Genomic DNA, 21826 nt, shown 5'->3' with positions numbered 1-21826 from the left:
GCGCCCGTGAGGATCGACAGCCTGCTCCGCGCCGCCGTCTCCCTGCTCGCGCCGCGGCGCACCTCGGCCGCGCCACGGGATCGTCGGCGCTCCCGTCCCGCCGCACCGTCCCCGTCCGCGGGGCCGAAGCCGTCGGCCCCGTCGCTCGCGCCCTCGGGGGCGACGATCCGGGAGTACGACGTCGAGGGCTGGGGCACGCCGTCGCTCTCCTACTCCCCCGATCCCGACAACGAGGCCGACCCCGGCGAGGTCGTCTGGGGCTGGGTGCCCTACGAGGACGACCCCCGGCAGGGCAAGGACCGCCCCGTGCTCGTCGTCGGCACGCGCGGGCGTGACCTCGTGGGCGTGCAGCTCACCTCGAAGGACCACTCGCGCGACGGCGGGCGCGAGGCCGCCCGCGGCCGCACCTGGGTGGACGTCGGGTCGGGCGCGTGGGACTCGCGGGGGCGCGAGAGCGAGGTCAGGGTGGACCGCGTGCTGCTCGTGCCCCGGGGTGCGGTGCGCCGCGAGGGCGCGACCCTGGCGCGGGTACGGTTCGACGTCGTGGTGGCGGCGCTGCGGGGCCACCACGGGTGGTGACGCACGGGTGGTAGCATCGCTGGTCGAGCATGGCGCCCGTACGGGTCGGCCGGCTCGTTCCGCTGACCGCCACGGGTGCCCCACGCCCGGTCTCAGGCCGGCGGCAAGAACCCTCGCCGACCCATCACTTCAAGCACCAGGACGTAGAACGTGGCAAACATCAAGTCCCAGAAGAAGCGCATCCTCACCAACGAGAAGGCGCGCCTGCGCAACAAGGCCGTCAAGTCGGAGCTGAAGACCTACGTGCGCAAGACGCGCGAGGCCATCGCCGGTGGCGACAAGGAGGCGGCCGCCGCCGCCCTGAGCGTCGCGTCGCGCAAGCTGGACAAGGCCGTCTCCAAGGGCGTGCTGCACAAGAACCAGGCCGCCAACCGCAAGTCGGGTCTGGCGAAGCAGGTTGCCGCTCTCTGAGCCGGCCACCGCGCTGATCGACGGCGCCGCACCCCTCGGGGTGCGGCGCCGTCGGCGTTCCCGGACGGGTGCCGCTCCGCGCACCCCCGCGCCGGCGCGCCCTCCACTCGACCGAGAATGCGCGTCGCTGCTCTATCCGCGCAATACAGCAGCCGTACGCATGCTCGACCCGACAGCGTCGACCGAGCCTCGGTCGAGAATGCGCGTCAGTGCTCTATCGGCGCCTTACAGCAGCCGCACGCATGCTCGCTCGGGTCGACCGGGCCGTGCGTCAGCCGCGGGCGGCGGCGATGCGGCGCACGGCGCGCTCGATCGCGAACTCGGGCGAGCGCGACTCGCCCTTGACCTCGGCGTCCGCGGCCGCCGTCGCGGTCAGCGCCGCCGCGAGCCCCTCGGGCGTCCACCCGGCGAGCTCCTTGCGCGCCCGGTCGACCTGCCACGGCGCGAGCCCCTTGAGCACCTCCGCCCCGTGGTCGCGACCCCGCGAGGCAGCCACCTTCGCCATCGTGCGCAGCTTCAGCGCGAGCGCCGCGACGAGCGGGACCGGCGGGGTACCGCTCGCCATCGCGTGCCGCACGAGGACGAGGGCGGCCGCGACGTCCCCGGCGACGGCGGCGTCCGCGACCTTGAACCCGGTCGCCTCGACCCGGCCGCCGTAGTAGCGGTCGACCTCGGTCTCGGTCACGACACCCGTGGTGTCGCTGATGAGCTGCTGCGACGCGGCGGCGAGCTCGCGCAGGTCGGAGCCGACGGCGTCGACGAGCGCCGCCACGCCGTCGCCCGCGATCTTGCGTCGGGCGCGCGAGAACTCGGCCGTGACGAACGCCGGCTTGTCGCGGTCCGCGACGGGGTCGCACGCCACCTGGCCGACCTTCGCCGCCACGAGCGCGTCGAGCACCTTCTTGCCCCGCACTCCCCCGCCGTGCCGGATGACCAGCGTGACGTCGGGTGCAGGGTCGGCGAGGTAGGCGAGCACGTCGGTGGCGCACGCGTCGGTCATGGCCTCGAAGCCGAGGATCTCGACGTGGCGCGGTTCGGCGAACAGCGACGGCGAGGTGATGACCGACAGCCGGCCGCCCTCGTACTGCGCGGCCTCCAGACTGGTGACCTCGAGCTCGGCCTCGCCCGCGGCAACGGCCGCCTCCCGCGCGAGACGCGCCAGCCGAGCGACGGCACGGTCCGCCAGCAGCCCCTCCGTCCCCCGCACGAGGACGATCGGAGCCAGCTCCGCGCGGTCCCACGGCACCCCGGGTGTGCCGGCGGATCGGGATGATCGGGACGGGGCGCGGCGGGCGGGAGGCACGGGGCAAGCCTGCCACGTCGACCGCGGCGTCCACCGGATCACGAGGGGCCGCCGGCCCGCGCCGCAGCGAACGACCGGGCGTCGATCCCGGCACCGGGACCGGCCCCTGCACCGACACCGGTCCCTGCACCGGGACCGGCCGCCGCGCCCAGATCGGCGCGGCAGCCCGAGACGATCAGGGCGCCGTCGCCGTCGCCCGCCCCGGTCCCCGTACCGTGCGCCCCGGACCCGCGAGAGGCACCCGCCACCGCGACGGCGCCGCACCGGTCCGTGCGCACCACGACGGCTCCCGCGGCGGTCAGGGTGTCCGAGGTCACCGACGCCGGGTGCCCGTAGTCGTTGTCCGCGCCCACGCTGACGAGCGCGAGCCGACCGGCCGCCGCGGTGAGCAGCGCCGGGTCCTGGTCGGCCGACCCGTGGTGGGCGACCACGACGACGTCGGGCGGCCGCTCGAGCAGTCCGGGCCACGTCCGCACCAGCCCCTGCTGGGCCGAGGCGCCGAGGTCGCCGTGCACGAGCACGCTCAGCTCCGGCGCCTGGACCCACAGGGTCAGGCTGAGGTCGTTGGCGTCGTCGGGGTCCGCCAGCTGAACCGCACGGTCGGTCGGCCACAGCACGCGCAGGTCGGCCGCTCCCACCACGTCGTGCGGCGCGGTGGCGCCCCCGTCCGCATCCGTCGCGACGACCGTCTCCTCCACCGCGACACCGGCGTCCGTCAGGGCCCGCACGACCCCGGCGGCGCGCGGGTCGGTGGTGCGCGGGACGAGAGCGCGCTCGACGACGACCGCCCCGAGCACCGCCGCCAGGCCCCCGACGTGGTCGGCGTCGGCGTGCGTCAGCACGAGCCGCTCGAGGCGGGTGATCCCGACGTCGGCGAGGCAGCCCGCGACGTCGCCGTCGGGCGGACCCACGTCGACCATCACCGCGGATCCGCCCCCGCCCCCGGCCGCGGTCGAGATCAGCAGGGCCGAACCCTGGCCGACGTCGCACTGCACCAGGCGCCAGTCGGGCGGCGGGAACGCGGGTTCGACCACCGGGGTGGCGACCCGGACCAGTGCCGGGCGCCACGGTGCGACGAGCGCCGCCGCACACGCGACCGCCGCGACCGCGCCTCCCGCACCGAGGAGCAGGGCGGACCACCGGCCCTCGAGACGGGCCAGCAGCGCGCGACCGGCGCGCGTCCGCGCGAGTGCCACGACCACCACCACGACGCCGAGGAGCAGCGCGGTCCCGACCCACCCCGGCGGCCACGGCAGCCGTGCGAGCGGCAGCTCCGCACCCCGGCGCGCCACCTGGTCGATCCACCAGGTGCCCCCCTGGGCGACCCACAGGAGCCCGTGCGCCCCCGCCGCCCACCACGTCGACGCGGCCGCCGCCAGCAGCGCCAGCACGGTGACCGGGGCGATCACCGGCGCGACCAGAGCGTTGGCGAGGACGCCGTAGGTCGCCACCCCGGGGTCCACCAGCACGAGCACGGGCAGGCACGCGAGCTGCGCGGCGAGCGGCACCGCGATCGCCGGGGCCACCACCGGCGGCACCCGCCGCGCGAGCACCTCCGTCAGCGGTCCGGCGCCCAGGACGAGCCCGGCCGTCGCGCTGACCGAGAGTGCGAAACCGATCTCGCGCGCGATCCACGGGTCCACGAGCACGAGCAGCACGACGGCGGAGCCCAGCGCCGGGAGCGCGCTCGCCCGCCGCCCCAGCACCAGCGCGAGCACGACGACACCGCCCATCGTGACGGCACGCACGACGCTGGGGTCGGGCCCGACCAGTGCCACCAGCGCCACCAGGACGGCGACGCAGCACGCGGCGCGGCCGGTGCGGCCCAGCGACGCCGTCGCCACCAGCACACCGGTGAGCACGATCGCGATGTGGGCGCCGGAGACGGCGAGGAGGTGCCCCAGCGACGTCGCCCGCATGGCGTCGGCGAGATCGGGCGGGACGCGGGAGTCGTCGCCGACCCCGATGCCGGGCAGGAGTGCCGCGTGGGGCGGCAGCCCGTCGGTCGCCGCCAGGAGGCCCGTGCGCACGGCGTGGCTCGCGGCGCGCCACCAGGGCGGGCCCGTCGCGACGGCGGGCGTGTCGGCGAGCACGAGCGCGACCGGCCGCTCCCCCGGCTCCGTGGGGCGGAGGCGGACGCGCGCGTGGACCACCGACCCTGGCACCACCTCGCTCCACGCCGCCGACCCGATGACCAGCACGGGGGCCCTTGCACCGATCTCGTGACCGCGGACCTCGAGTCCCGTCAGGGTCGCCTCGAGGATGACGCGTGCGGCGCCGTCGGGACCGCTCGAGGCGAGCGGCGAGGCCGGCTCGCTCGTGCGCAGGACGACGTCGGCCGATCCTGACCAGGCCAGCGCCTCGGCGACTCCACGCGTGCGCAGCGCGTCCTGGGCCGCGACGCTCGCGACCACGAGCGCCACCAGCAGGGCCGCGAGCGCCAACGTGGGCGTGCCGGTCTGCCAGCGGTCGCGGTGACGCGCCCGCGCCGGTCGGGTGCCGCGCCAGACGGCGAGCGCGCCGAGCGCGGCACCACCGGCGACGAGCGCGAGCCGACCCGGTGTCGACAGGCCCACCGCCAGCGCGGCGGCTCCCCACGCCGTCAGCGCGGGGCCAACGAGGCGCAGGTCCTGGCGCGCGGGCCGGGTGCCGCTCACACCGTGACGCGATCGCGCAGGTCGGACATGAGTGCCGGTCCGACGCCGGAGACCTCGTCCAGCTCGTCGATGCTGCGGAAGCCGCCGTTGCTCTCGCGCCACTCGACGATGCGGCCGGCGATGGCGGGGCCGATGCCCGGGAGCGTGTCCAGCTCCGCCGTCGTGGCGGTGTTGAGGTTGACGAGGGCACCCGCCGTCGGGGCCGCCCCTGATGTCGCGCCCGGCGACGCGTCGGCCGGCGGCCCCGAACCGCTCGCCTGTGGCGCGGCCGGTGCGGTGGGCGGGACCTCCCCGGGAGCGGGACGTGGATCTGCTCGCCGTCCACGAGAGGCCGTGCGAGGTTGATCGCGTCGAGGTCCGCCTCGGGCGCGGCTCCCCCGGCGGCGGCGACGGCGTCGTCCACACGCGACCCCGCCGGCAGCTGGACCACGCCGCTGGTGAGCACCGCGCCGGAGACGTGGACGACGACGACCGTCGGCACAGCCACCGGGGTAGAGGCGGTCGACGGATCGCCCGACCCGGGCGGGGGTGCCACCGCGGGGGTCGGTCCCTCCACGACCCCCGGCGCCGCCGTCCCAGCAGCGGTGTCGTCCGCACCGTCGGCCACCCCTGGCACGGGTGTCTCGCCCGTCGTCGTGGACCCACCGGGTCCGCCACCGCCGGGCGGGATCTCGACCACGGCGGCCGTCGTGACCACGGTGCGCACCACGAGGAACGCGACCGTCAGAGCCAGGGCGACCGCCGCCGCGAGCGCGGCCCTCGGAGCGAGGCGGCGCCGTCGCACCCGAGGTCGCGCGCCGTGCCTGGCCGGTGCGGACGCCGCGGGCGTCACGGCCCGATCCTCCGGGCCGGCGCCGGTGTCGTCCGCGCCGCCGATCAGCTCGTCCTCACCGCCCGCGGGCATCCCTCCCTCGCTGACGGTGTAGGCGGCCCGCGTCAGGGCCATCACGCGGGCGCGCTGATCCAGGCGTCGAGCGGTGGATCGTGGCGTGGGCATGGCGCGACCGTAGGCGGGGCACCGACGCCCGCGAGGGGCGCCACCGCTCGCCGGGGACGGTGCCTCCACCCGCGGTGGTTGGGGACAGCGGTGCGCCGCGACTGTCCTAGGCTCGGCCGCGAGCGGAAGGACACCGATGACCGACCAGCAGCCCCCGGCACCCGACGCCGCCTCGAGCGCGGCTCCGCCCGACCCCGTCTCCCTCGCGCAGCTGCGGGCGGAGGCGGCTCGCGCGGAGGCGGAGGCGGCCGAGCTGCGCGCCGAGGCTGCGCGCGCGGCCCTGGCTGCGGCCGAGGCGGTACACGCGGCGCAGCCGGCCGAGTCCGCGGTCGCCGAGCCAGCGGCAGCCCAGCTCGACGAGCCGGCCGAGATCCCGTCGACGGACGAGGCCGCGCCCACCTCACCCACGCCCGACGCTGAGCAGCTGGAGCGGCCGGAGCGCCCGGACCTCCCCCTCACCGGCCACGCCGCCGACGTCGCCGCGGCCTACTCCTTCCCCGGCGGCGCCCTCCCGCTCGGCGCCCTCGTCGTCGACGGCGCACCCGAGCCCCGCGCGCAGGTCGCCTTCTCGCTCGCGATGCTCAACCGCCACGGCCTCGTCGCCGGCGCGACCGGCACAGGCAAGACGCGCACCCTCCAGGCGATGGCCGAGGGCCTCTCGGACGCCGGCGTCCCCGTCTTCCTCGCCGACGTCAAGGGCGACCTGACCGGGATGCTGACGCCGGGCACGCCGTCGTCGGCCCTGCTCGCACGCACGTCGTCGCTGGGCCAGGACTGGACGCCCGCCACCTACCCCGTCGAACCGTTCTCGCTCGGCGGGGTCGGCGAGGGCGTCCCGATCCGCGCCACCGTGACCGACGTCGGCCCCCTGCTGCTCGCCCGGATGCTCGGGCTGAACGCGACGCAGGAGTCCAGCCTCGCCCTGATCTTCCACTGGGCCGACAGCCAGGGTCTCGCGCTCCTCGACCTGGCCGACCTGCGCTCGACGATCGCGTTCCTCACCTCGGACGAGGGGCGAGACGAGCTGCGCACGGTCGGGGGTGTCTCGCGCGCGACGGCGGGTGTCGTGCTGCGCGAGATCGCCGCGCTCCAGGCCCAGGGCGGCGACGCCTTCTTCGGCGAACCGGCCTTCGACACCTCCGACCTGCTGCGCACGGCGCCCGACGGTCGCGGCGTCGTCTCGGCGCTCCAGCTGCCCGCCGTCGCCGACCGCCCCGGGCTCTACTCCACGTTCCTCATGTGGCTCCTGGCGGACCTGTTCGCCGACCTGCCCGAGGTCGGCGACGTCGAGAAACCCCGCCTGGTCTTCTTCTTCGACGAGGCCCACCTGCTCTTCACCGGGGCCTCGAAGGCGTTCCTCGCGCAGATCGTGCAGACCGTCCGACTCATCCGCTCCAAGGGTGTCGGCGTCGTGTTCGTGACTCAGACGCCGAAGGACGTGCCCGCCGACGTGCTCGCGCAGCTCGGCAACCGGGTCCAGCACGCGCTGCGGGCCTTCACCCCGCAGGATGCGACGGCCCTGCGCGCGGCCGTCCGCACCTACCCGACCTCGCCCTACGACCTCGAGAGGCTGCTGACATCGCTCCGGACCGGCGAGGCCGTGGTCACCGTGATGTCCGAGACCGGGGCACCGACGCCGGTGGCGTGGACGCGGGTGCGCGCGCCGCGCTCGGCGATGGACGTCGCGCCCGACGGCGTGGTGGCGGCCGCCGTCGCCGCCTCACCGCTGCGCGCACGGTACGCCGACGCCGTCGACCGCGATTCCGCGCACGAGGTGCTGGCGCGGCGGGTCGCCGCGCAGGAGGCGGCGGCCGCAGCCGCCGAGCGGCAGGTGGCGGTCGAGAAGGAGACCCGGGAGCGCGAGGACGACCTCGAGCGGATGCGCCGGCGGCTCGAGCGCGACGCCACCTCGCGCCGATCGTCGTCGCCCGGCCGCACGACACGGTCGACCGGTGCGCCGCGGACCGGCCGGTCCTCAACATCCCCGCTCGACGCGTTCCTGCGCTCGGCTGGGTCCCAGCTCGGTCGCGAGATCACGCGCTCGATCTTCGGCACCCGCCGCCGCTGACCGCGGCCCTCGCTACCCCAGGATCGTGGGGATGAGGATCGGCGCGTTGACGAGCAGGTGGGTGAGCATCGCGGCCCAGAGGTTGCACCGCACGAGCACGACCGTCACGATCGCGAGCGATCCGACGAGGTGGATCAGGAGCCAGGACGGTCCGAACACCACGACGTGCGGCACGACGAAGATCGCCAGGCTCACGGCCGCCCCGATCCAGCGCGAGCGCAGCAGCGCACCGAACCGCTCGGCCAGGTAGCCCCGGTAGACGATCTCCTCGGTCACGGCCGCGGTGATCAGGAGGATCAGCACGCCGCCGACGCCCAGCCCGGTGATCGAGTCCTGGCCCTCGTTGGCTCCCTGCGGCCAGATCATGCTCGCCAGCCACGACCAGACGATCGCGACACCGAACGCGTAGACGGCGAACGAGACGTCCTTCCCGGTGGGCCGCACGAGCAGCATCGTGGCGAGCCGGCGTCGCTCGAGCACGAGCACGACCGCGAGCAGCAGTGCCGCCCCCACCCACTTCAGGAGCGTGGTCGAGGCCGGGCCGGTCAGCCCGAGGCTGAGGTCGAGGCCGGGGAAGATGTCGTTGACCCGCGCCTCGTAGACCAGGAGCACGACGGCGAGGCCCGCCAGGAGCGCCACCACGTCCCGTGGTGCGAAGCGGAAGGTGGGGTCGTTGACCCTCGTGTACCAGGGACCGGGAGACTCCTGTGTCGCTCCCGTCGCGCCGTTCGTGCCGCCCTGCGTCGTCGTCGCCATGACGTGACGCTAGCGGGGCCGCGCCGGCCGTGGTGGAACGGATCACACGCACCGTCACCGAGTGCATGAGTATGCAGGAGTCTGTATAGACTGCCACCATGTCCAAGGTCCTCACCTCCCTGCCCGTCGGCGAGCGCGTCGGCATCGCGTTCTCCGGCGGCCTCGACACGTCCGTCGCCGTCGCCTGGATGCGCGAGAAGGGTGCCGTCCCGTGCACCTACACCGCCGACATCGGGCAGTACGACGAGCCCGACATCTCCGGCGTCCCCGGCCGCGCCACGGCCTACGGCGCCGAGATCGCCCGCGCGATCGACTGCAAGCCGCAGCTGGTCGAGGAGGGGCTGAGCGCCATCCAGTGCGGCGCTTTCCACATCCGCAGCGGCGGTCGCTCCTACTTCAACACCACCGCGATCGGCCGCGCCGTCACCGGGACGCTGCTCGTGCGCGCGATGCACTCCGACGGCGTCGACATCTGGGGCGACGGCTCGACCTTCAAGGGCAACGACATCGAGCGGTTCTACCGCTACGGCCTGCTCGCCAACCCCGAGCTGCGGATCTACAAGCCGTGGCTCGACGCCGCGTTCGTCACCGAGCTGGGCGGCCGCGCCGAGATGAGCCAGTGGCTCTCCGAGCGCGACCTCCCCTACCGGGACAGCAAGGAGAAGGCGTACTCCACCGACGCCAACATCTGGGGGGCCACCCACGAGGCGAAGACGCTCGAGCACCTGGACGTCTCGCTCGAGACGGTCGACCCGATCATGGGCGTGAAGTTCTGGGACGCCGGCGTGGCGATCGAGAGCGAGGACGTGACGATCACGTTCGTGCGCGGCCGTCCCGTCGCGATCAACGGCTCGGACTTCGGAGGCGACGCCGTCGCGCTCGTGCACCAGGCCAACACCATCGGCGGCCGTCACGGGCTCGGGATGTCCGACCAGATCGAGAACCGCATCATCGAGGCGAAGTCGCGCGGCATCTACGAGGCGCCCGGGATGGCGCTGCTCTGGATCGCCTACGAGCGGCTCGTGAACGCCGTCCACAACGAGGACACGGTCGCGAACTATCACAACGAGGGTCGCCGCCTCGGCCGTCTCATGTACGAGGGCCGCTGGCTCGACCCGCAGGCGCTGATGTCGCGCGAGGCCATCCAGCGCTGGATCGCCTCGCTGGTGACCGGCCAGGTCACGCTCCGCCTGCGCCGCGGCGAGGACTACACGATCCTCGACACCCGCGGGGAGAACTTCTCTTACCACCCCGACAAGCTCTCGATGGAGCGCACCGAGAACGCCGCGTTCGGGCCGAGCGACCGCATCGGCCAGCTCACGATGCGCAACCTCGACATCGCGGACTCGCGCGGCAAGCTCGAGCTCTACGCGGGTCAGCCGCTGGACCAGGGCCAGGTCCTCGTGGAGCACGGCACGCTGCTCGGCACGCTCCCCCGGGCGGGGTCGAGAAGATCGCGGCCAACCCGCGGCAGAACCCGACCGACGAGAGCGCCGTGGAGTCGGCGTCCTTCGACTTCGGAGCCGACTGACCCGGCTGCCCACTCCTGCCGAGAATGCGCAGGACTGCTCTATCGACGCGGTCGAGCAGTCCTGCGCATTCTCGTTCCGGGGCCCACCCTCGACCATGCATACAAGTGCTCTATCGACGCGATAGAGCAGTCGTGCGCATTCTCGGCCGGGGTGGGAGGTGTGCCTGGGTCAGCGCAGCTCGACCGGGCCGTCGGGGCCCTGGACCGTCGCGACGATCGCGAACGCCTCCGCCCGCACGACCTCCGTGGCGACGCCGAGCACCGCGTACGTCGCCGCCAGCGCCTCGGGATCGGGGTGCTCCACGCGGAGGGCGAGGAGCTCGAGCGTGGGCAGGTCGCCCAGCCCGGGCTGCGGCGTCGTTCCCCAGTCGATGAGGAACGGGACGGTGAGGTCCCGGCGGTCGGGCTCGCCCCGCGTGAGACGCCACTGCAGCAGCTCGCCCGACGGCGTGCGGCGCGACAGCGGGCGGATGCCGCCCAGGTCGACGCCGGCCGCGGCGGCGCGCTCCGCCGTCGCCTCGATGTCGGCCGGGTGGACCGCGAACGTGGCGACGGCGGGCACCGTCCGCTCGCGGATCGCGAACGTCGCGATCTCACTCGCCGGGCGGTCGCCGTCCGGGTCCGGACCGATGACCTCGAGGTAGTGCGGCACCCGCTCGCCGTCCACCGTGAACGCGATCAGGGCGTTCGCCGTCCCGGTCGGGTGCACACCACCGGGCGCGGCGCGCACGCCGGTGAAGCGCTCGACGGCGTCGACCGCCTCGGCGAGGTCGGGTCCGGCGTAGACGACGTGGTCGAGGTCGGCGGGGATGGTGGTCGGCGGCGTGCTGGTGGTCACGGGGGTCTCCTTCGGGCGGGTGCGGCGGGTGCGGCGGGTGGGCGAGGTGGGTCGGTCGGCCTCGGTCAGCCGACCGGCTCGGGGAAGGTCGGCCACGGGGCGAGCGGCACGAGGTCGCCCACGCGCACCGGATCGCCCTGTGCGTGGAAGTCTGCCCACGCCGCCTCTCGCAGCGCGTCGTCGGTCAGCACGTCGAGCGCGGTCGCCGCGACGCCGAACGCGGAGTCGGCGATCGCGCGCTCGCCGTCGGGCGTCAGCGTGGAGTCGGCTCGCTCGCGCGAGTGGCCGGGGATGTCCGGGTCGCCGATCGCGACGAAGGGCTGGATGGTCGGCAGCACGTGGCTGACGTTGCCGATGTCGCTCGAGCCCACCGCCGCCGTATCCTCCCGGCGCGTCGGGACCTCCCGGCGGCCGGCGAGGTTGGCGGCGTAGCGCTCCGCGAGCGGGGCGTTCAGCCGGTGCGGGAGGTAGATGGGCTCGGCGTCCCACACGACGTCGACCCCGACCCCCGCCGTCAGCGCCGCCCCGTGGAAGACGGCCTCGACCCGCTCCGACAGCGCCAGGAGCGAGTCGATCTCCGGGGAGCGGAGGAAGAACTCCAGCACCGCCCGCTCCGGCACGATGTTCGGGCGGGTGCCGGCCTCGAGGAAGACGCCGTGGACCCGGTCGGTCGTGGGGATGTGCTGCCGCAGCTGCGCGATCGCCTGGTACGCGGTCACGGCGCCGTCGAGCGCGTTGCGCCCGAGGTGCGGGTTGGCCGCGGCGTGGGCGGTGCGGCCGCGGAACGTCGCCACCACCTGCCGCTTGGCGGAGAGGGGTCCGGCGGCCACGTCGCGGCCCGAGGGGTGAACCATGACGGCCGCGTCGTAGGCGTCGAACGCCCCGGCCTGGATCAGGAGCTCCTTGCCGCCCCCGCCCTCCTCGGCCGGGGTGCCGACGAGCGTGACCCCGCCCGGGAGCGGGTCCGCGCCGTCGCGCGCCTCGAACAGCGGCGCCAGCGCGAGGAACGCGCCGAGCGAGGAGGCGGCGATGACGTTGTGGCCGCAGCCGTGCCCGACGCCGGGCAGCGCGTCGTACTCCGCCGTGATCGCGACCTGCGGGCCGGAGGCGCGGGTGCCGAGCTGCGCGGTGAACGCCGTCGGGATGCCGCCCGTGCCGCGCTCGATCGCGATGCCCGCCGCCTCGAGCCGCGCGGCGAAGGCCTCGACCGAGCGGAACTCGCGGTAGCCGAGCTCCGGGTGGTCGTAGAGGTCGCGCGAGAACGCGGTCAGGCGGGGCAGGAGGGTCGCGACGGCGTCGCGCAGCGGGGCGTGGTCTCGCTCGGACCGAGCGGCGGGGGACGTCATGGCCCGACGCTAGGCACGATCCGGCTCGGGCGACCCGGGGCGCGGATCGGTCCCAGCATGCGAGAGGGACGTGTCAGCGCCCCCGGCGCTCGTTCCCGCGCCGGTAGTTCCCGGTGACGCGCGCGAGGAGGCGCTGGTCCCGCTCGTCGTCGCGACCCAGCTGGTCGGCCAGGCGGGCGGCGTCGCGGCCGCCGACGGTGACCACGAGCGCGCCGCCGCGGAAGACGCGGACCGCACCGGCCTTCGTGATCTCGTAGTCGAAGGGGTCGTCGTCGAGGCCCATGCGTGTCACCTCGCGTAGCGCTGGAGGTGGACCTCGTCCCACCCGGCGCCGCCGGGGACGGGCGTCGCCGTGTCGCCGGTGAGCCCGAGGACCGCCGCGAGCGTCGCGTTGGCCGCGTCGAGCCAGGTGTCCACGCGGACCTCCGGCACCTCGAAGTCCTGGCGGACCCCGGTGACGTTGCGGACCCCCGCGACGGGGTTGACCGACACGGAGCGGACGAGCTCGCCGTCGCGCCACCGGCCGTAGGCGAACATGTTCGTCGAGGACTGCGACGCGATCAGATGCACGTCCGGCCACGCCTCGAACCGGAGGTAGCGGGCGTGCAGGATCCTCGGGTCGTAGAGGAAGGCGTCCCGCGTCGCGAGGAGCGCACCGCCGTCGAACACCCCGACCCACGGCTCCTGACGAGGCGGGATCCCGGCTCCGCCGAGCGCACCCTCCCCGGCGCGGCGGTACGGCGTGCGCGGGAACAGCGCGCCGATCACCGCATCGGCCGCCTCCGGCAGTGCCGGCCGGGTGAGGTCGAGCGATCCCTCGTCCGTGAGCGCCAGCAGCGCGAAGGTCATGCCCATGCGGCGACCGTACCGGTCAGCGGCCCGTCAGCCGCCCGTCAGCGCCCCGTCAGCCGCCGGTCACCTGGCGACGGCGTCCCGCGGCCGGACCGCCGGTGCGAGCAGACCCGCCACCACCACGAGACTGAGCACCACCACCAGCGCACCGCGCAGCCCGTGCTCCTCGCCGACGAACCCGAGGATCGGCGGACCGATGAGGAACGCGACGTAGCCCAGGGTGGCCACCAGCGCGACCCGCCCGGCAGGGTTCTCGCCCGAGTCCCCCGCGGCCGAGAGCGCGAGCGGGAACCCGAGCGAGGCGCCCAGCCCCCACAGCACGACGGCGGCCGCCGCGACCGGCTGGCTGTCGACGAACACGACGAGGGCGAGACCGATCCCACCGGCGAGCGCGCTCAGCCGGACGACGTTCACGCGCGAGACCCGGTCGAGGACCCAGGACCCGCAGAACCGGCCCACCGTCATCGCGGCCGCGAACAGGGCGTAGACCGCCGACCCCCAGGCCGGGGCGAACCCGTGGCCGTCGACCATCACGAGCGGCAGCCAGTCGTTCGCGGCCCCCTCGGCGAACGCCATGGCGAGCACGATGGCGCCGATGAGGAGGAGCGTGGGGTCGCGCCACACGGGTCGATGCGCGGCGGCGTCGGGGCCCGCGCCCGAGGAGTCCGCGCCCGCTCGCTCCCGCGCGGGGGCCAGCCCCGGTCCGAGGCGGCCGATCACCAGCAGGAACATCGTCAGCGTGAGGACGGAGATGCCCACGAGGTGCCCCACCACCGAGACCTGACCCGCCGTGAGCGCGATCCCGAGGCTGGCGCCCACGACCGTGCCGAGGCTGAAGCAGCCGTGCATCGCCGGCAGGACCGGACGGCCGATGCCGCGCTCGACGTCGGCGCCCTCGACGTTCAGCGCGACCTCGCCGCCGCCCATCCCGAGGCCGAACAGCGCGAGCCCGACGGCGACCACCCCGGCCAACCCGCCGAGCGCGCCGAACCCGATCACGAGCATGCTGACCACGACCGACAGCGACCCGGTGACGATGACGGGCCTCGTGCCGAGACGGGCCACGAGGGGGCCGCTGGCCAGGATGCCGATCATCGAGCCGACCGACAGGCCGAACAGGACCAGGCCCATCTGCGCCGTCGACGCCTCGAGCGCGTCCCGGATCGCCGGCGTCCGCGTGACCCACGAGGAGATCCCGACGCCCGGGACGAAGAAGAGGGCGAAGAGCGCGAAGCGGCGCCGCCGCAGATCGTCCGAGACGCCCGGGACGTCCGGACCGGCGTGCTCCCGCAGCGTCACGGCACGACGTTGACGAGCTTGGGCGCGCGCACGATCACCTTGCGCGGCGCGGCACCCTGCAGGGTGCGCTGCACGCCGTCGGTCGCCAGCGCGAGCTCCTCGAGCGCGGCCGCGTCGATGGACGGGTCGACCTCGAGCCGGTCCCGGACCTTGCCCGCGACCTGCACGATGCACGTGACCGTGTCCTCCACGAGCAGCGCCGGGTCGGCCACGGGGAACGCGTGGTGCACCAGCGAGGTGGTGTGCCCGAGCCGCTGCCACAGCTCCTCCGCGATGTGCGGGGCGACCGGCGCTGTCATCAGCACCAGCGCCTCGGCGGCCTCGCGCGGCACCTCGGGCGCGGCGGTCAGGTGGTTGGTCAGCGTGATCAGCTTGGCGATCGCGGTGTTGGGTCGCATGGCCGCGTACTCGACGCTCACGTCCGCGATCGTCCGGGCGACGGCGCGGCGCGTCTCCTCCGAGCCCGCACCCTCCGTCACGACGACCTCGCCCGTGGTCTCGTCCACGATCGTGCGCCACAGGCGCTGCAGGAACCGCTGGGCGCCGACGACGGCGCGCGTCTCCCACGCCCGCGACTGGTCCAGCGGACCCATCGACATCTCGTACACGCGGAACGTGTCGGCGCCGTAGGAGGCGTACATCTCGTCGGGCGTCACCATGTTCTTCAGCGACTTGCCCATCTTCCCGTACTCGCGCGTGACGGGCTCGCCGTTCCAGGTGAAGGTGGGCTCCGCTCCCCCGGTGCCCGCCACCTCGACGACCTCCTCGGCCGGCACGTAGACGCCGCGCGCGTCGGTGTAGGCGTACGCCTGGATGTAGCCCTGGTTGAACAGCTGGTGGAACGGCTCGCGCGAGGTCACCACGCCCAGGTCGAACAGCACCTTGTGCCAGAACCGCGAGTACAGCAGGTGCAGCACCGCGTGCTCCACGCCGCCGACGTACAGGTCGACGCCGCCGGTCGTGCCGCGCGGGCCGCCCGGCTGCGGCGAGACCCAGTACTCCTCCAGGCGCGGGTCGACGGCGGCGGTCGAGTTGTGCGGGTCGAGGTAGCGCAGGTAGTACCAGCACGAGCCCGCCCAGTTCGGCATCGTGTTGGTGTCACGGCGGTAGGTGCGCAGGCCCTCGCCCAGGTCGAGCTCGACCGTGGCCCACTCGGACGCGCGCGAGAGCGGCGACTCGGGGTCGGAGTCCGCGTCGTCGACGTCGAAGGTGCGGGGCGAGAAGTCCGCGACCTCGGGCAGCGCGACCGGCAGCATCTCCTCGGGAACGGGCACGACCCGGCCGTCCTGCTCGTCGTACACGACCGGGAACGGCTCGCCCCAGTAGCGCTGGCGGCTGAACAGCCAGTCGCGCAGGCGGTAGGTGGTGGTGCCGCGGCCCGCGCCGCGCTCCTCCAGCCACGCGACGATCGCACCCTTGGCCTCGGCCACCGGCAGCCCGTCCAGCGAGATCTCGGCGTTCGCCGAGTTCACGGCCGTGCCGTCGCCGGTCCACGCGGCCTGCGCCACGCCGTCGGGCGCGCCCGAGACGACCTCGCGGATCGGGAGGTCGTAGGCGGTCGCGAACGCGTGGTCGCGCTCGTCGTGGCCGGGGACGGCCATGATCGCGCCGGTGCCGTAGCCCATGAGGACGTAGTCGGCGACGAAGATCGGCAGGCGATCGCCGTCGACAGGGTTGACCGCCCAGCCGCCGGTGAAGACCCCGGTCTTGGCTCCGGCGTCGGCCTGGCGCTCCTCGGGCGTCTTCGCGGCGGCCGCGGCGACGTAGGCGCGCACCGCCTCGGCCGGCGTCGCGGCGCCGCCGGTCCAGGACGGCGCGACGTCGGCGGGCCACGCCGCGGCGGTGTCCGCGGCCAGCAGCTCGGCCACCAGCGGGTGCTCGGGCGCCACGACGGCGTAGGTCGCGCCGAACAGCGTGTCCGGGCGCGTGGTGAAGACGGTCAGGGGCGCGCTCGCGCCGTCGACGGCGAAGTCGACGTGGGCGCCCTCCGACCGACCGATCCAGTGCCGCTGCATCGACTTGACCTTCTCGGGCCAGTTCAGCTCGTCCAGGTCGGCCACCAGCCGGTCGGCGTACGCCGTGATCCGCATGACCCACTGGCGCAGGTTGCGCTTGAACACGGGGAAGTTGCCGCGCTCGGAGCGGCCGTCGGCCGTGACCTCCTCGTTGGCCAGCACGGTGCCCAGCCCGGGGCACCAGTTGACCGGGACGTCCGCGACGAAGGCCAGGCGGAAGCCGGCCAGGACGTCCTCGCGCTCGCGCGGGGTCAGGTCGTCCCACGCCCGCCCCTCGTGCGGCGCGGGCAGCGCGCGCTCGCCCGAGGTGAACGCCGCGACCAGCTCGCTCACGGGGCGCGCGGCACCGGCGGAGCCGTCGGGCGCCGTCGCGCTCGGGTCGAACCAGGAGGAGAAGATCTGCAGGAAGATCCACTGCGTCCAGCGCACGAACTCGGGGTCGGTGGTCGCGAACGTGCGGCGGGGGTCGTGCCCCAGGCCGAGGCGGCGCAGCTGACCGCGCATCACGGCGATGTTCTCGTCCGTGGTGATCGCGGGGTGCTGACCGGTCTGGACGGCGTACTGCTCGGCCGGCAGGCCGAACGCGTCGTAGCCCAGCGCGTGCAGCACGTTCTTGCCGCGCATGCGCTCGAAGCGGCCCGTGACGTCGGTGGCGATGTAGCCCAGCGGGTGACCGACGTGCAGACCCTTGCCGGAGGGGTAGGGGAACATGTCCATCACGACGAAGGACTGCTCGGGGACGGCGGCACCATCGGTGGGCGCGAGGTCGCCGACCGGGTTCGGCGCCTCGTAGGTGCCCTCGGCCTCCCACCGCTCCTGCCACGCGAGCTCGATCGTGTTCGCCAGCTCCGGGGTGTAGCGGAACGGCGGGGTGTCGGTGGCGGCGGTGGGCGCGGTCTGCTCGGTCATCACAGTTCCTTCGTGGTGGCGTCGGGGCAAAAGAAACCTCCCGCGAGGTGGGGAGGTCGGCCGCGCTGCTGCGACGCCCGCTCGCTGCTGGAGCGAGGCGCCCGCTGGGGTCAGCGCGGCTGGGTAAGGAGGAGCGCCCGACGAGTCATGCCCCCATCCTAGCGACGGCGTCGGCGAGCTCGCGCGCGCTGCGCGTGACGCGGGCGGCGAGCTCCGGCACCGGTCGCGAACCGAGGACGAGGTCCTCCGGCGTCGCGACGATCGTGGTGGGCAGGGTGAGGGCGCCGAGGTAGGACAGCAGCGGGCGCATCGCGTGCTCCGTCACGAGCGTGTGGCGCACCGTGCCGGACGTGGCCGCGAGCGCCGTCGGCGTGCCGCGCAGCGACCCGGGTTCGAGGAGGTCGAGCACCGCCTTGAACACCCCGGCGTACGACCCGCGGAACACCGGCGAGGCCACGACGAGCGCGTCGGCACCCTCGAGCGTGCGCAGCGCCGCGTCCAGGTGGGGCTCGCGCAGACCGCCGACGGTCTCGCTCGCCGCGGCGACGGCGAGGTCGCGCACCTCGAGGACCGTCACCTCGACGTCGGCGACGCCGCGGTCACGCAGCAGCGCGGCCGCCGCGTCGAGGACGAGTCGCACCACCGTCGTCGTGCTCGAGGGGATGCCGACACCGCCGGAGAGTCCGACCAGCCTCATCGCGTCCTGCCTTCCGTGGTGCTCGTGCTGCCCGTGGTGCCCGCGGTGCTCGTGCCGTTGGCGGAGCGGACCTTGCGCAGCAGGCGCGCCAGCGTGGCGATCTCGTCGTCGTCGAGGCCGGCCGCCATCGCCGTCGTGATGCTGCGGACGTGGCGGCGGGCGGCGTCGCGCTGGATCGCGCGCCCGGCGTCGGTCAGTCGGACGACGACGCCGCGGCCGTCGTCCGGCGTCGGGCACCGCGACAGCAGCCCCCGGCGCTCGAGCCGGTCGACGATGCGGCTCATGCTGGGCTGCGGGAGCGACGACGAGCTCGCCAGGAACCCGACGCGTGCCTCCTCGCGGTCCGACTCCGCCAGCGAGAGCAGGACGTCGTACTCGCGGGGCGCGAGCTCGCCGAAGTCCCCCGCCTGCTCGAACCGGCGCATGAGCAGCGTCGAGGTGCGCAGGATCTCGCTCCAGGCACGGGTGGCGCCGGCGCGGCTGGTCACGGGGCGACCGCGACGAGGTCGTCAGCGGTCGTCCGGTCGCTGCCTCCCTCGCCGTCCGCGTCCGCTGCCTCGGCCGCCCTCCTCGCCGCCACGCGCTCGGCGTGGGTCGGACCGCCGGGGACGTCGGCGGGGCGCAGCGCGTCCAGCTCGCGGCGCAGGACCGGGATCACGTGCTCCCCCAGCAGGTCGAGCTGCTCGAGCACGGTCGCCAGCGGGAGGCCCGCGTGGTCGATCAGGAACATCTGGCGCTGGTAGTCACCGAACGTCTCGCGGAAGGTCAGCGTCTTGTCGATGACCTCCTGCGGGGACCCGACGGTCAGCGGGGTCGCGTCCGAGACCTCCTCGAGGCTCGGTCCGTGGCCGTAGACCGGTGCGTTGTCGAAGTACGGGCGGAACTCGCGCACCGCGTCCTGCGAGTTCTTCCGCAGGAAGACCTGCCCGCCGAGCCCGACGATCGCCTGGTCGGCGCGGCCGTGGCCGTAGTGCTCGTAGCGCTCGCGGTACAGGCCGATCAGTCGCGCGAAGTGCTCCTTGGGCCAGAAGATGTGGTTGGCGAAGAAGCCGTCGCCGAAGTAGGCGGCCAGCTCCGCGACCTGCGGCGTGCGGATCGAGCCGTGCCACACGAAGGGGCGACGCCGTCGAGCGGGCGTGGCGTGGAGGTGAAGCCGTGCAGCGGGGTGCGGAAGCGGCCCTCCCAGTCGACCGTGTGGTTGTCCCACAGCTGCCGCAGCAGCTGGTAGTTCTCGATCGTGAGCGGGACCGCGTTGCGACCGTCCTGCCCGAACCACGGGTAGACCGGGGCGGTGTTGCCGCGGCCGAGCATGAGGTCGGTGCGGCCGTCGGACAGGTGCTGCAGCATCGCGTAGTCCTCGGCGATCTTCACCGGGTCGTTCGTGGTGATGAGCGTCGTCGAGGTCGACAGGATGAGGCGCGAGGTCTGTGCCGCGACGTAGCCGAGCAGCGTAGTCGGCGAGCTCGGCACGAACGGCTCGTTGTGGTGCTCGCCCGTCGCGAAGACGTCGAGGCCGACGTCCTCGGCGTGCTTCGCGATCGTCGTCATCGCCCTGATGCGCTCCGCCTCGGTCGGGGTGCGCCCGGTCGTCGGGTCGGTCGTGACGTCCCCGACGCTGAAGATCCCGAACTGGATGCCGCTCATGCCGTCCTCCTCACCTCGTCCATGCATCTGCATGGACTGTCGGGGTCAACCGTCGCCCGGCGGGAGGTATTCCCCACGTCGAGGTCCCCGCGGTCAGCGCTGCGAGGCCGCCGGCGAGAGGTCGGCCAGCACCGGGGTGGTCGGCGGCTCCGGGAACGCCTCCCAGGGCGTGAGCCGGACGCTGCGGTCCGGGTCGATCAGCACCTCGCGCAGCGCCGTCGGACGCTTGTTCGCGCGGTCGTAGCGCAGCACACCGATCGTCGCGGTCGCGGGCAGCTCGCCGAGCGTGAGCTGACCGGCGGTCGCACCACCGCTGGAGGACATGCCGAACATGACGCCGAGACCCTCCTGGAACGGGCCCACGCGCCGGTGCAGGTGGCCCGACAGCTCCAGCACCACGCACCCGGACGGCATCACGCGGTTGCCGACGTAGGGGTCGTGGATGGCGAGGATGTCGACGCGCGTGCTCGGGTCGTCGGGGTCGTGGCCGGCGCACGCGGCGTCGACGAGCACCTGGGCCGCCTCGGGCTTCGTGGCGAACTCGCGGTCCCCCAGCGTCACGGAGGTCAGGCGCGGGTCGCGGTCGCCCACGATCCGCAGGCCCTCGACCTCGACCACGCCGCCGTCGAGCACGGTCCAGCCCTGCGCGCGCTCCTGGTCGCCGGTCAGGAGCGAGTCGTGGTTGCCGTCGGCCACCACCACCGGGAAATCGCGCAACTCGCTCGCGAGCGCGTCCACGCACAGCGCCTCCGGTCCCGAACCGCCCATGGTGGTGTCGCCGATGTTCAGCACGACGTCGGCCTCCGCCTGCCGCGCGACCTCGCCCATCACGCGCCCCATCCCGGTGTTGCAGTGGTTGTCCGAGATCAGCACGAGCGTCACCTCGTCGGGCTCCTCCTCCCGTGGGGAGGGTGAGGGCGTCGACGACGGCGAGGCACCGGCCGCGCGCCCGTCGGCGTCCTCGCCGGACGCGTCGCCGGACGCGTCGCCACCGGTCGGCTGCTCGCCGTCGGTCGTCTCGTCGGTCGCGTCCGCGTCGGCCGCCTCCTCGTCGGTGTCGGGCTCGTCGGCCCCCGCGACCGCGAACGGCCGCAGCGGGACCCGCGGTGCGAGCGGTGCGGGGTCGTCCGCGTAGGCCTGCACGACGTTCTCCCGGACCTCGTCGTAGTACGCGTCGTTGCTGCGCAGCGTCGCGATCGCCCGCTCGCCGTAGGTGTCGACGAGGGCTCCGAGCCGGCCCGTCACGCGGGCTCCCGCCATCGGGCCGCCGATCTCGGCGAGCACCTGCGAGGGTCGGCCGCGCTCGGTCGGCGTCGCCAGCACGCCGACCACGGGCACGGCGACGACGGCGAGCGCCACCGCCGCGGCGAGCGGCGCCACCCCCGCCGGTGCAGCTTCGCGCGCAGCTCGGCACGGAGCAGTCCGCCCGCGCCGAGCTGACCGGCGGCGATCGCCACGAGCGCGATCGACCACCACAGCACCGTGCGCGCGACGGCGTCGGTCACCAGGGCCCAGACGGCGGCCGTGATCGCGCTCCCGGGCTGCCCGAAGAACGCCGCGTAGGCCGTGACGTCGCCACCCAGGGCGTCGAGCGGGTTGTCGACCTCGGTCAGGCTCGCGGGGATCTCCCCGACGTCCACCTGCACGCCGATCGGCCAGGGTGCCGGTGAGTCCAGGATGACCGAGCCGAGGGGTCCGAGGTCGAGGGTGACCTCGTGCGTGCCGGTGATCGCCAGCTCGGCCTCGTGCGGGCCGACCGACCCCTGCGCCGTCGCCGTGAACACGCCGACCACCGCGGCCGCGACACCCGTGAGGAGCACGACGACGACCTGGCGGATCGTGCGGCGCTGCCACGGTCGACGCGCGTGCCACCAGCGGCCGAGGGGTGAGGACCCCGGCGGGCCGGAGCGCGTGTGGGCGTCGA

General features: G+C 74.5%; 17 protein-coding genes and 3 pseudogenes. 4 read left to right on the top strand and 16 right to left on the bottom strand.

Annotated elements, in window-relative coordinates:
- The first annotated feature begins 6 nt into the window (after positions 1-6).
- Positions 7-579 (top strand): type II toxin-antitoxin system PemK/MazF family toxin, encoded by a 573-nt coding sequence (locus tag QQK22_RS04535; protein ID WP_284249726.1) that lies wholly within the window; start codon positions 7-9, stop codon positions 577-579.
- 150 nt (positions 580-729) lie between these two features.
- Positions 730-990: a 30S ribosomal protein S20 gene (rpsT, locus tag QQK22_RS04530; protein WP_284249724.1), complete on the top strand. Its 261-nt coding sequence runs from the start codon at positions 730-732 to the stop codon at positions 988-990.
- Positions 991-1261: 271 nt separating this feature from the next.
- On the opposite strand, the gene holA is transcribed toward rpsT, so the two are convergent.
- The 4 genes and pseudogenes from holA to QQK22_RS04510 form a co-directional block, all read right to left on the bottom strand.
- Entirely contained in the window at positions 1262-2236 is a 975-nt protein-coding gene (gene holA, locus QQK22_RS04525; protein WP_284252539.1) for a DNA polymerase III subunit delta, read from the bottom strand.
- A 95-nt stretch (positions 2237-2331) separates the two neighbouring features.
- Positions 2332-4950 carry a ComEC/Rec2 family competence protein gene (locus QQK22_RS04520; protein ID WP_284249722.1) on the bottom strand — a complete coding sequence of 873 codons (2619 nt, stop codon included), beginning with the start codon at positions 4948-4950 and terminating at the stop codon, positions 2332-2334.
- On the bottom strand, positions 4947-5102 hold the full coding sequence (locus QQK22_RS04515) for a ComEA family DNA-binding protein (RefSeq protein ID WP_284252537.1): 156 nt from the start codon (positions 5100-5102) through the stop codon (positions 4947-4949). The genes QQK22_RS04520 and QQK22_RS04515 overlap by 4 nt, the downstream gene beginning before the upstream one ends.
- Positions 5103-5311: 209 nt before the next feature.
- Positions 5312-5854 (bottom strand): annotated as a pseudogene (locus QQK22_RS04510) (SLBB domain-containing protein); the annotation flags it as partial.
- 229 nt (positions 5855-6083) lie between these two features.
- Here QQK22_RS04510 and QQK22_RS04505 point away from each other — a divergent pair.
- The gene (locus QQK22_RS04505) at positions 6084-8015 is read left to right on the top strand and encodes a helicase HerA-like domain-containing protein (RefSeq protein ID WP_284249720.1); all 1932 of its coding nucleotides are present in this window, start codon (positions 6084-6086) and stop codon (positions 8013-8015) included.
- 12 nt (positions 8016-8027) lie between these two features.
- Here QQK22_RS04505 and QQK22_RS04500 read toward each other — a convergent pair whose 3' ends face one another.
- Positions 8028-8771 (bottom strand): CPBP family intramembrane glutamic endopeptidase, encoded by a 744-nt coding sequence (locus QQK22_RS04500; protein WP_284249718.1) that lies wholly within the window; start codon positions 8769-8771, stop codon positions 8028-8030.
- 98 nt (positions 8772-8869) lie between these two features.
- Between QQK22_RS04500 and argG the strand changes: the two are divergent.
- Positions 8870-10302, top strand: a pseudogene (gene argG, locus QQK22_RS04495) (argininosuccinate synthase).
- Between the two features lie 169 nt (positions 10303-10471).
- Here argG and QQK22_RS04490 read toward each other — a convergent pair.
- The 11 genes and pseudogenes from QQK22_RS04490 to QQK22_RS18570 form a co-directional block, all read right to left on the bottom strand.
- Complete coding sequence (locus QQK22_RS04490; RefSeq protein WP_284249716.1) at positions 10472-11140, bottom strand: VOC family protein; 669 nt, start codon at positions 11138-11140, stop codon at positions 10472-10474.
- A 65-nt stretch (positions 11141-11205) separates the two neighbouring features.
- Entirely contained in the window at positions 11206-12486 is a 1281-nt protein-coding gene (locus tag QQK22_RS04485; RefSeq protein WP_284249714.1) for a M20 family metallopeptidase, read from the bottom strand.
- A 73-nt stretch (positions 12487-12559) separates the two neighbouring features.
- On the bottom strand, positions 12560-12769 hold the full coding sequence (locus tag QQK22_RS04480; RefSeq protein WP_284249712.1) for a hypothetical protein: 210 nt from the start codon (positions 12767-12769) through the stop codon (positions 12560-12562).
- A 5-nt stretch (positions 12770-12774) separates the two neighbouring features.
- On the bottom strand, positions 12775-13341 hold the full coding sequence (locus QQK22_RS04475) for a DUF6928 family protein (RefSeq protein WP_284249709.1): 567 nt from the start codon (positions 13339-13341) through the stop codon (positions 12775-12777).
- Positions 13342-13401: 60 nt separating this feature from the next.
- The gene (locus QQK22_RS04470; protein ID WP_284249706.1) at positions 13402-14637 is read right to left on the bottom strand and encodes an MFS transporter; all 1236 of its coding nucleotides are present in this window, start codon (positions 14635-14637) and stop codon (positions 13402-13404) included.
- On the bottom strand, positions 14634-17561 hold the full coding sequence (leuS, locus tag QQK22_RS04465; protein WP_284249704.1) for a leucine--tRNA ligase: 2928 nt from the start codon (positions 17559-17561) through the stop codon (positions 14634-14636). Before leuS ends, QQK22_RS04470 begins: the two co-directional genes overlap by 4 nt.
- A gap of 145 nt (positions 17562-17706) precedes the next feature.
- The gene (locus QQK22_RS04460) at positions 17707-18258 is read right to left on the bottom strand and encodes an NAD(P)H-dependent oxidoreductase (protein WP_284249702.1); all 552 of its coding nucleotides are present in this window, start codon (positions 18256-18258) and stop codon (positions 17707-17709) included.
- The gene (locus QQK22_RS04455) at positions 18255-18746 is read right to left on the bottom strand and encodes a MarR family winged helix-turn-helix transcriptional regulator (RefSeq protein ID WP_284249700.1); all 492 of its coding nucleotides are present in this window, start codon (positions 18744-18746) and stop codon (positions 18255-18257) included. Before QQK22_RS04455 ends, QQK22_RS04460 begins: the two co-directional genes overlap by 4 nt.
- Positions 18743-19902: pseudogene (locus QQK22_RS19500) on the bottom strand (CE1758 family FMN-dependent luciferase-like monooxygenase). Before QQK22_RS19500 ends, QQK22_RS04455 begins: the two are co-directional and overlap by 4 nt.
- Before the next feature lie 93 nt (positions 19903-19995).
- Positions 19996-21162 carry a metallophosphoesterase family protein gene (locus QQK22_RS04445; protein WP_348525629.1) on the bottom strand — a complete coding sequence of 389 codons (1167 nt, stop codon included), beginning with the start codon at positions 21160-21162 and terminating at the stop codon, positions 19996-19998.
- Positions 21144-21722, bottom strand: coding sequence for a hypothetical protein (locus tag QQK22_RS18570; protein ID WP_348525500.1), 579 nt, complete (start codon positions 21720-21722; stop codon positions 21144-21146). The genes QQK22_RS04445 and QQK22_RS18570 overlap by 19 nt, the downstream gene beginning before the upstream one ends.
- Positions 21723-21826 lie beyond the last annotated feature (104 nt).

Source organism: Litorihabitans aurantiacus (assembly GCF_030161595.1).
GTDB lineage: Bacteria > Actinomycetota > Actinomycetes > Actinomycetales > Beutenbergiaceae > Litorihabitans > Litorihabitans aurantiacus.
This window is presented reverse-complemented; position numbering and strand designations above follow the sequence as displayed.

Excerpts from the sequence above, each read along its gene's own strand:
- leuS (WP_284249704.1), bottom strand. The coding sequence starts at position 17,561 with ATGACCGAGCAGACCGCGCCCACCGCCGCCACCGACACCCCGCCGTTC.
- QQK22_RS04475 (WP_284249709.1), bottom strand. The coding sequence starts at position 13,341 with ATGGGCATGACCTTCGCGCTGCTGGCGCTCACGGACGAGGGATCGCTC.
- QQK22_RS04480 (WP_284249712.1), bottom strand. The coding sequence starts at position 12,769 with ATGGGCCTCGACGACGACCCCTTCGACTACGAGATCACGAAGGCCGGT.
- QQK22_RS04500 (WP_284249718.1), bottom strand. The coding sequence starts at position 8,771 with ATGGCGACGACGACGCAGGGCGGCACGAACGGCGCGACGGGAGCGACA.
- QQK22_RS04445 (WP_348525629.1), bottom strand. The coding sequence starts at position 21,162 with ATGGCGGGAGCCCGCGTGACGGGCCGGCTCGGAGCCCTCGTCGACACC.
- QQK22_RS04505 (WP_284249720.1), top strand. The coding sequence starts at position 6,084 with ATGACCGACCAGCAGCCCCCGGCACCCGACGCCGCCTCGAGCGCGGCT.
- QQK22_RS04485 (WP_284249714.1), bottom strand. The coding sequence starts at position 12,486 with ATGACGTCCCCCGCCGCTCGGTCCGAGCGAGACCACGCCCCGCTGCGC.
- QQK22_RS04460 (WP_284249702.1), bottom strand. The coding sequence starts at position 18,258 with ATGAGGCTGGTCGGACTCTCCGGCGGTGTCGGCATCCCCTCGAGCACG.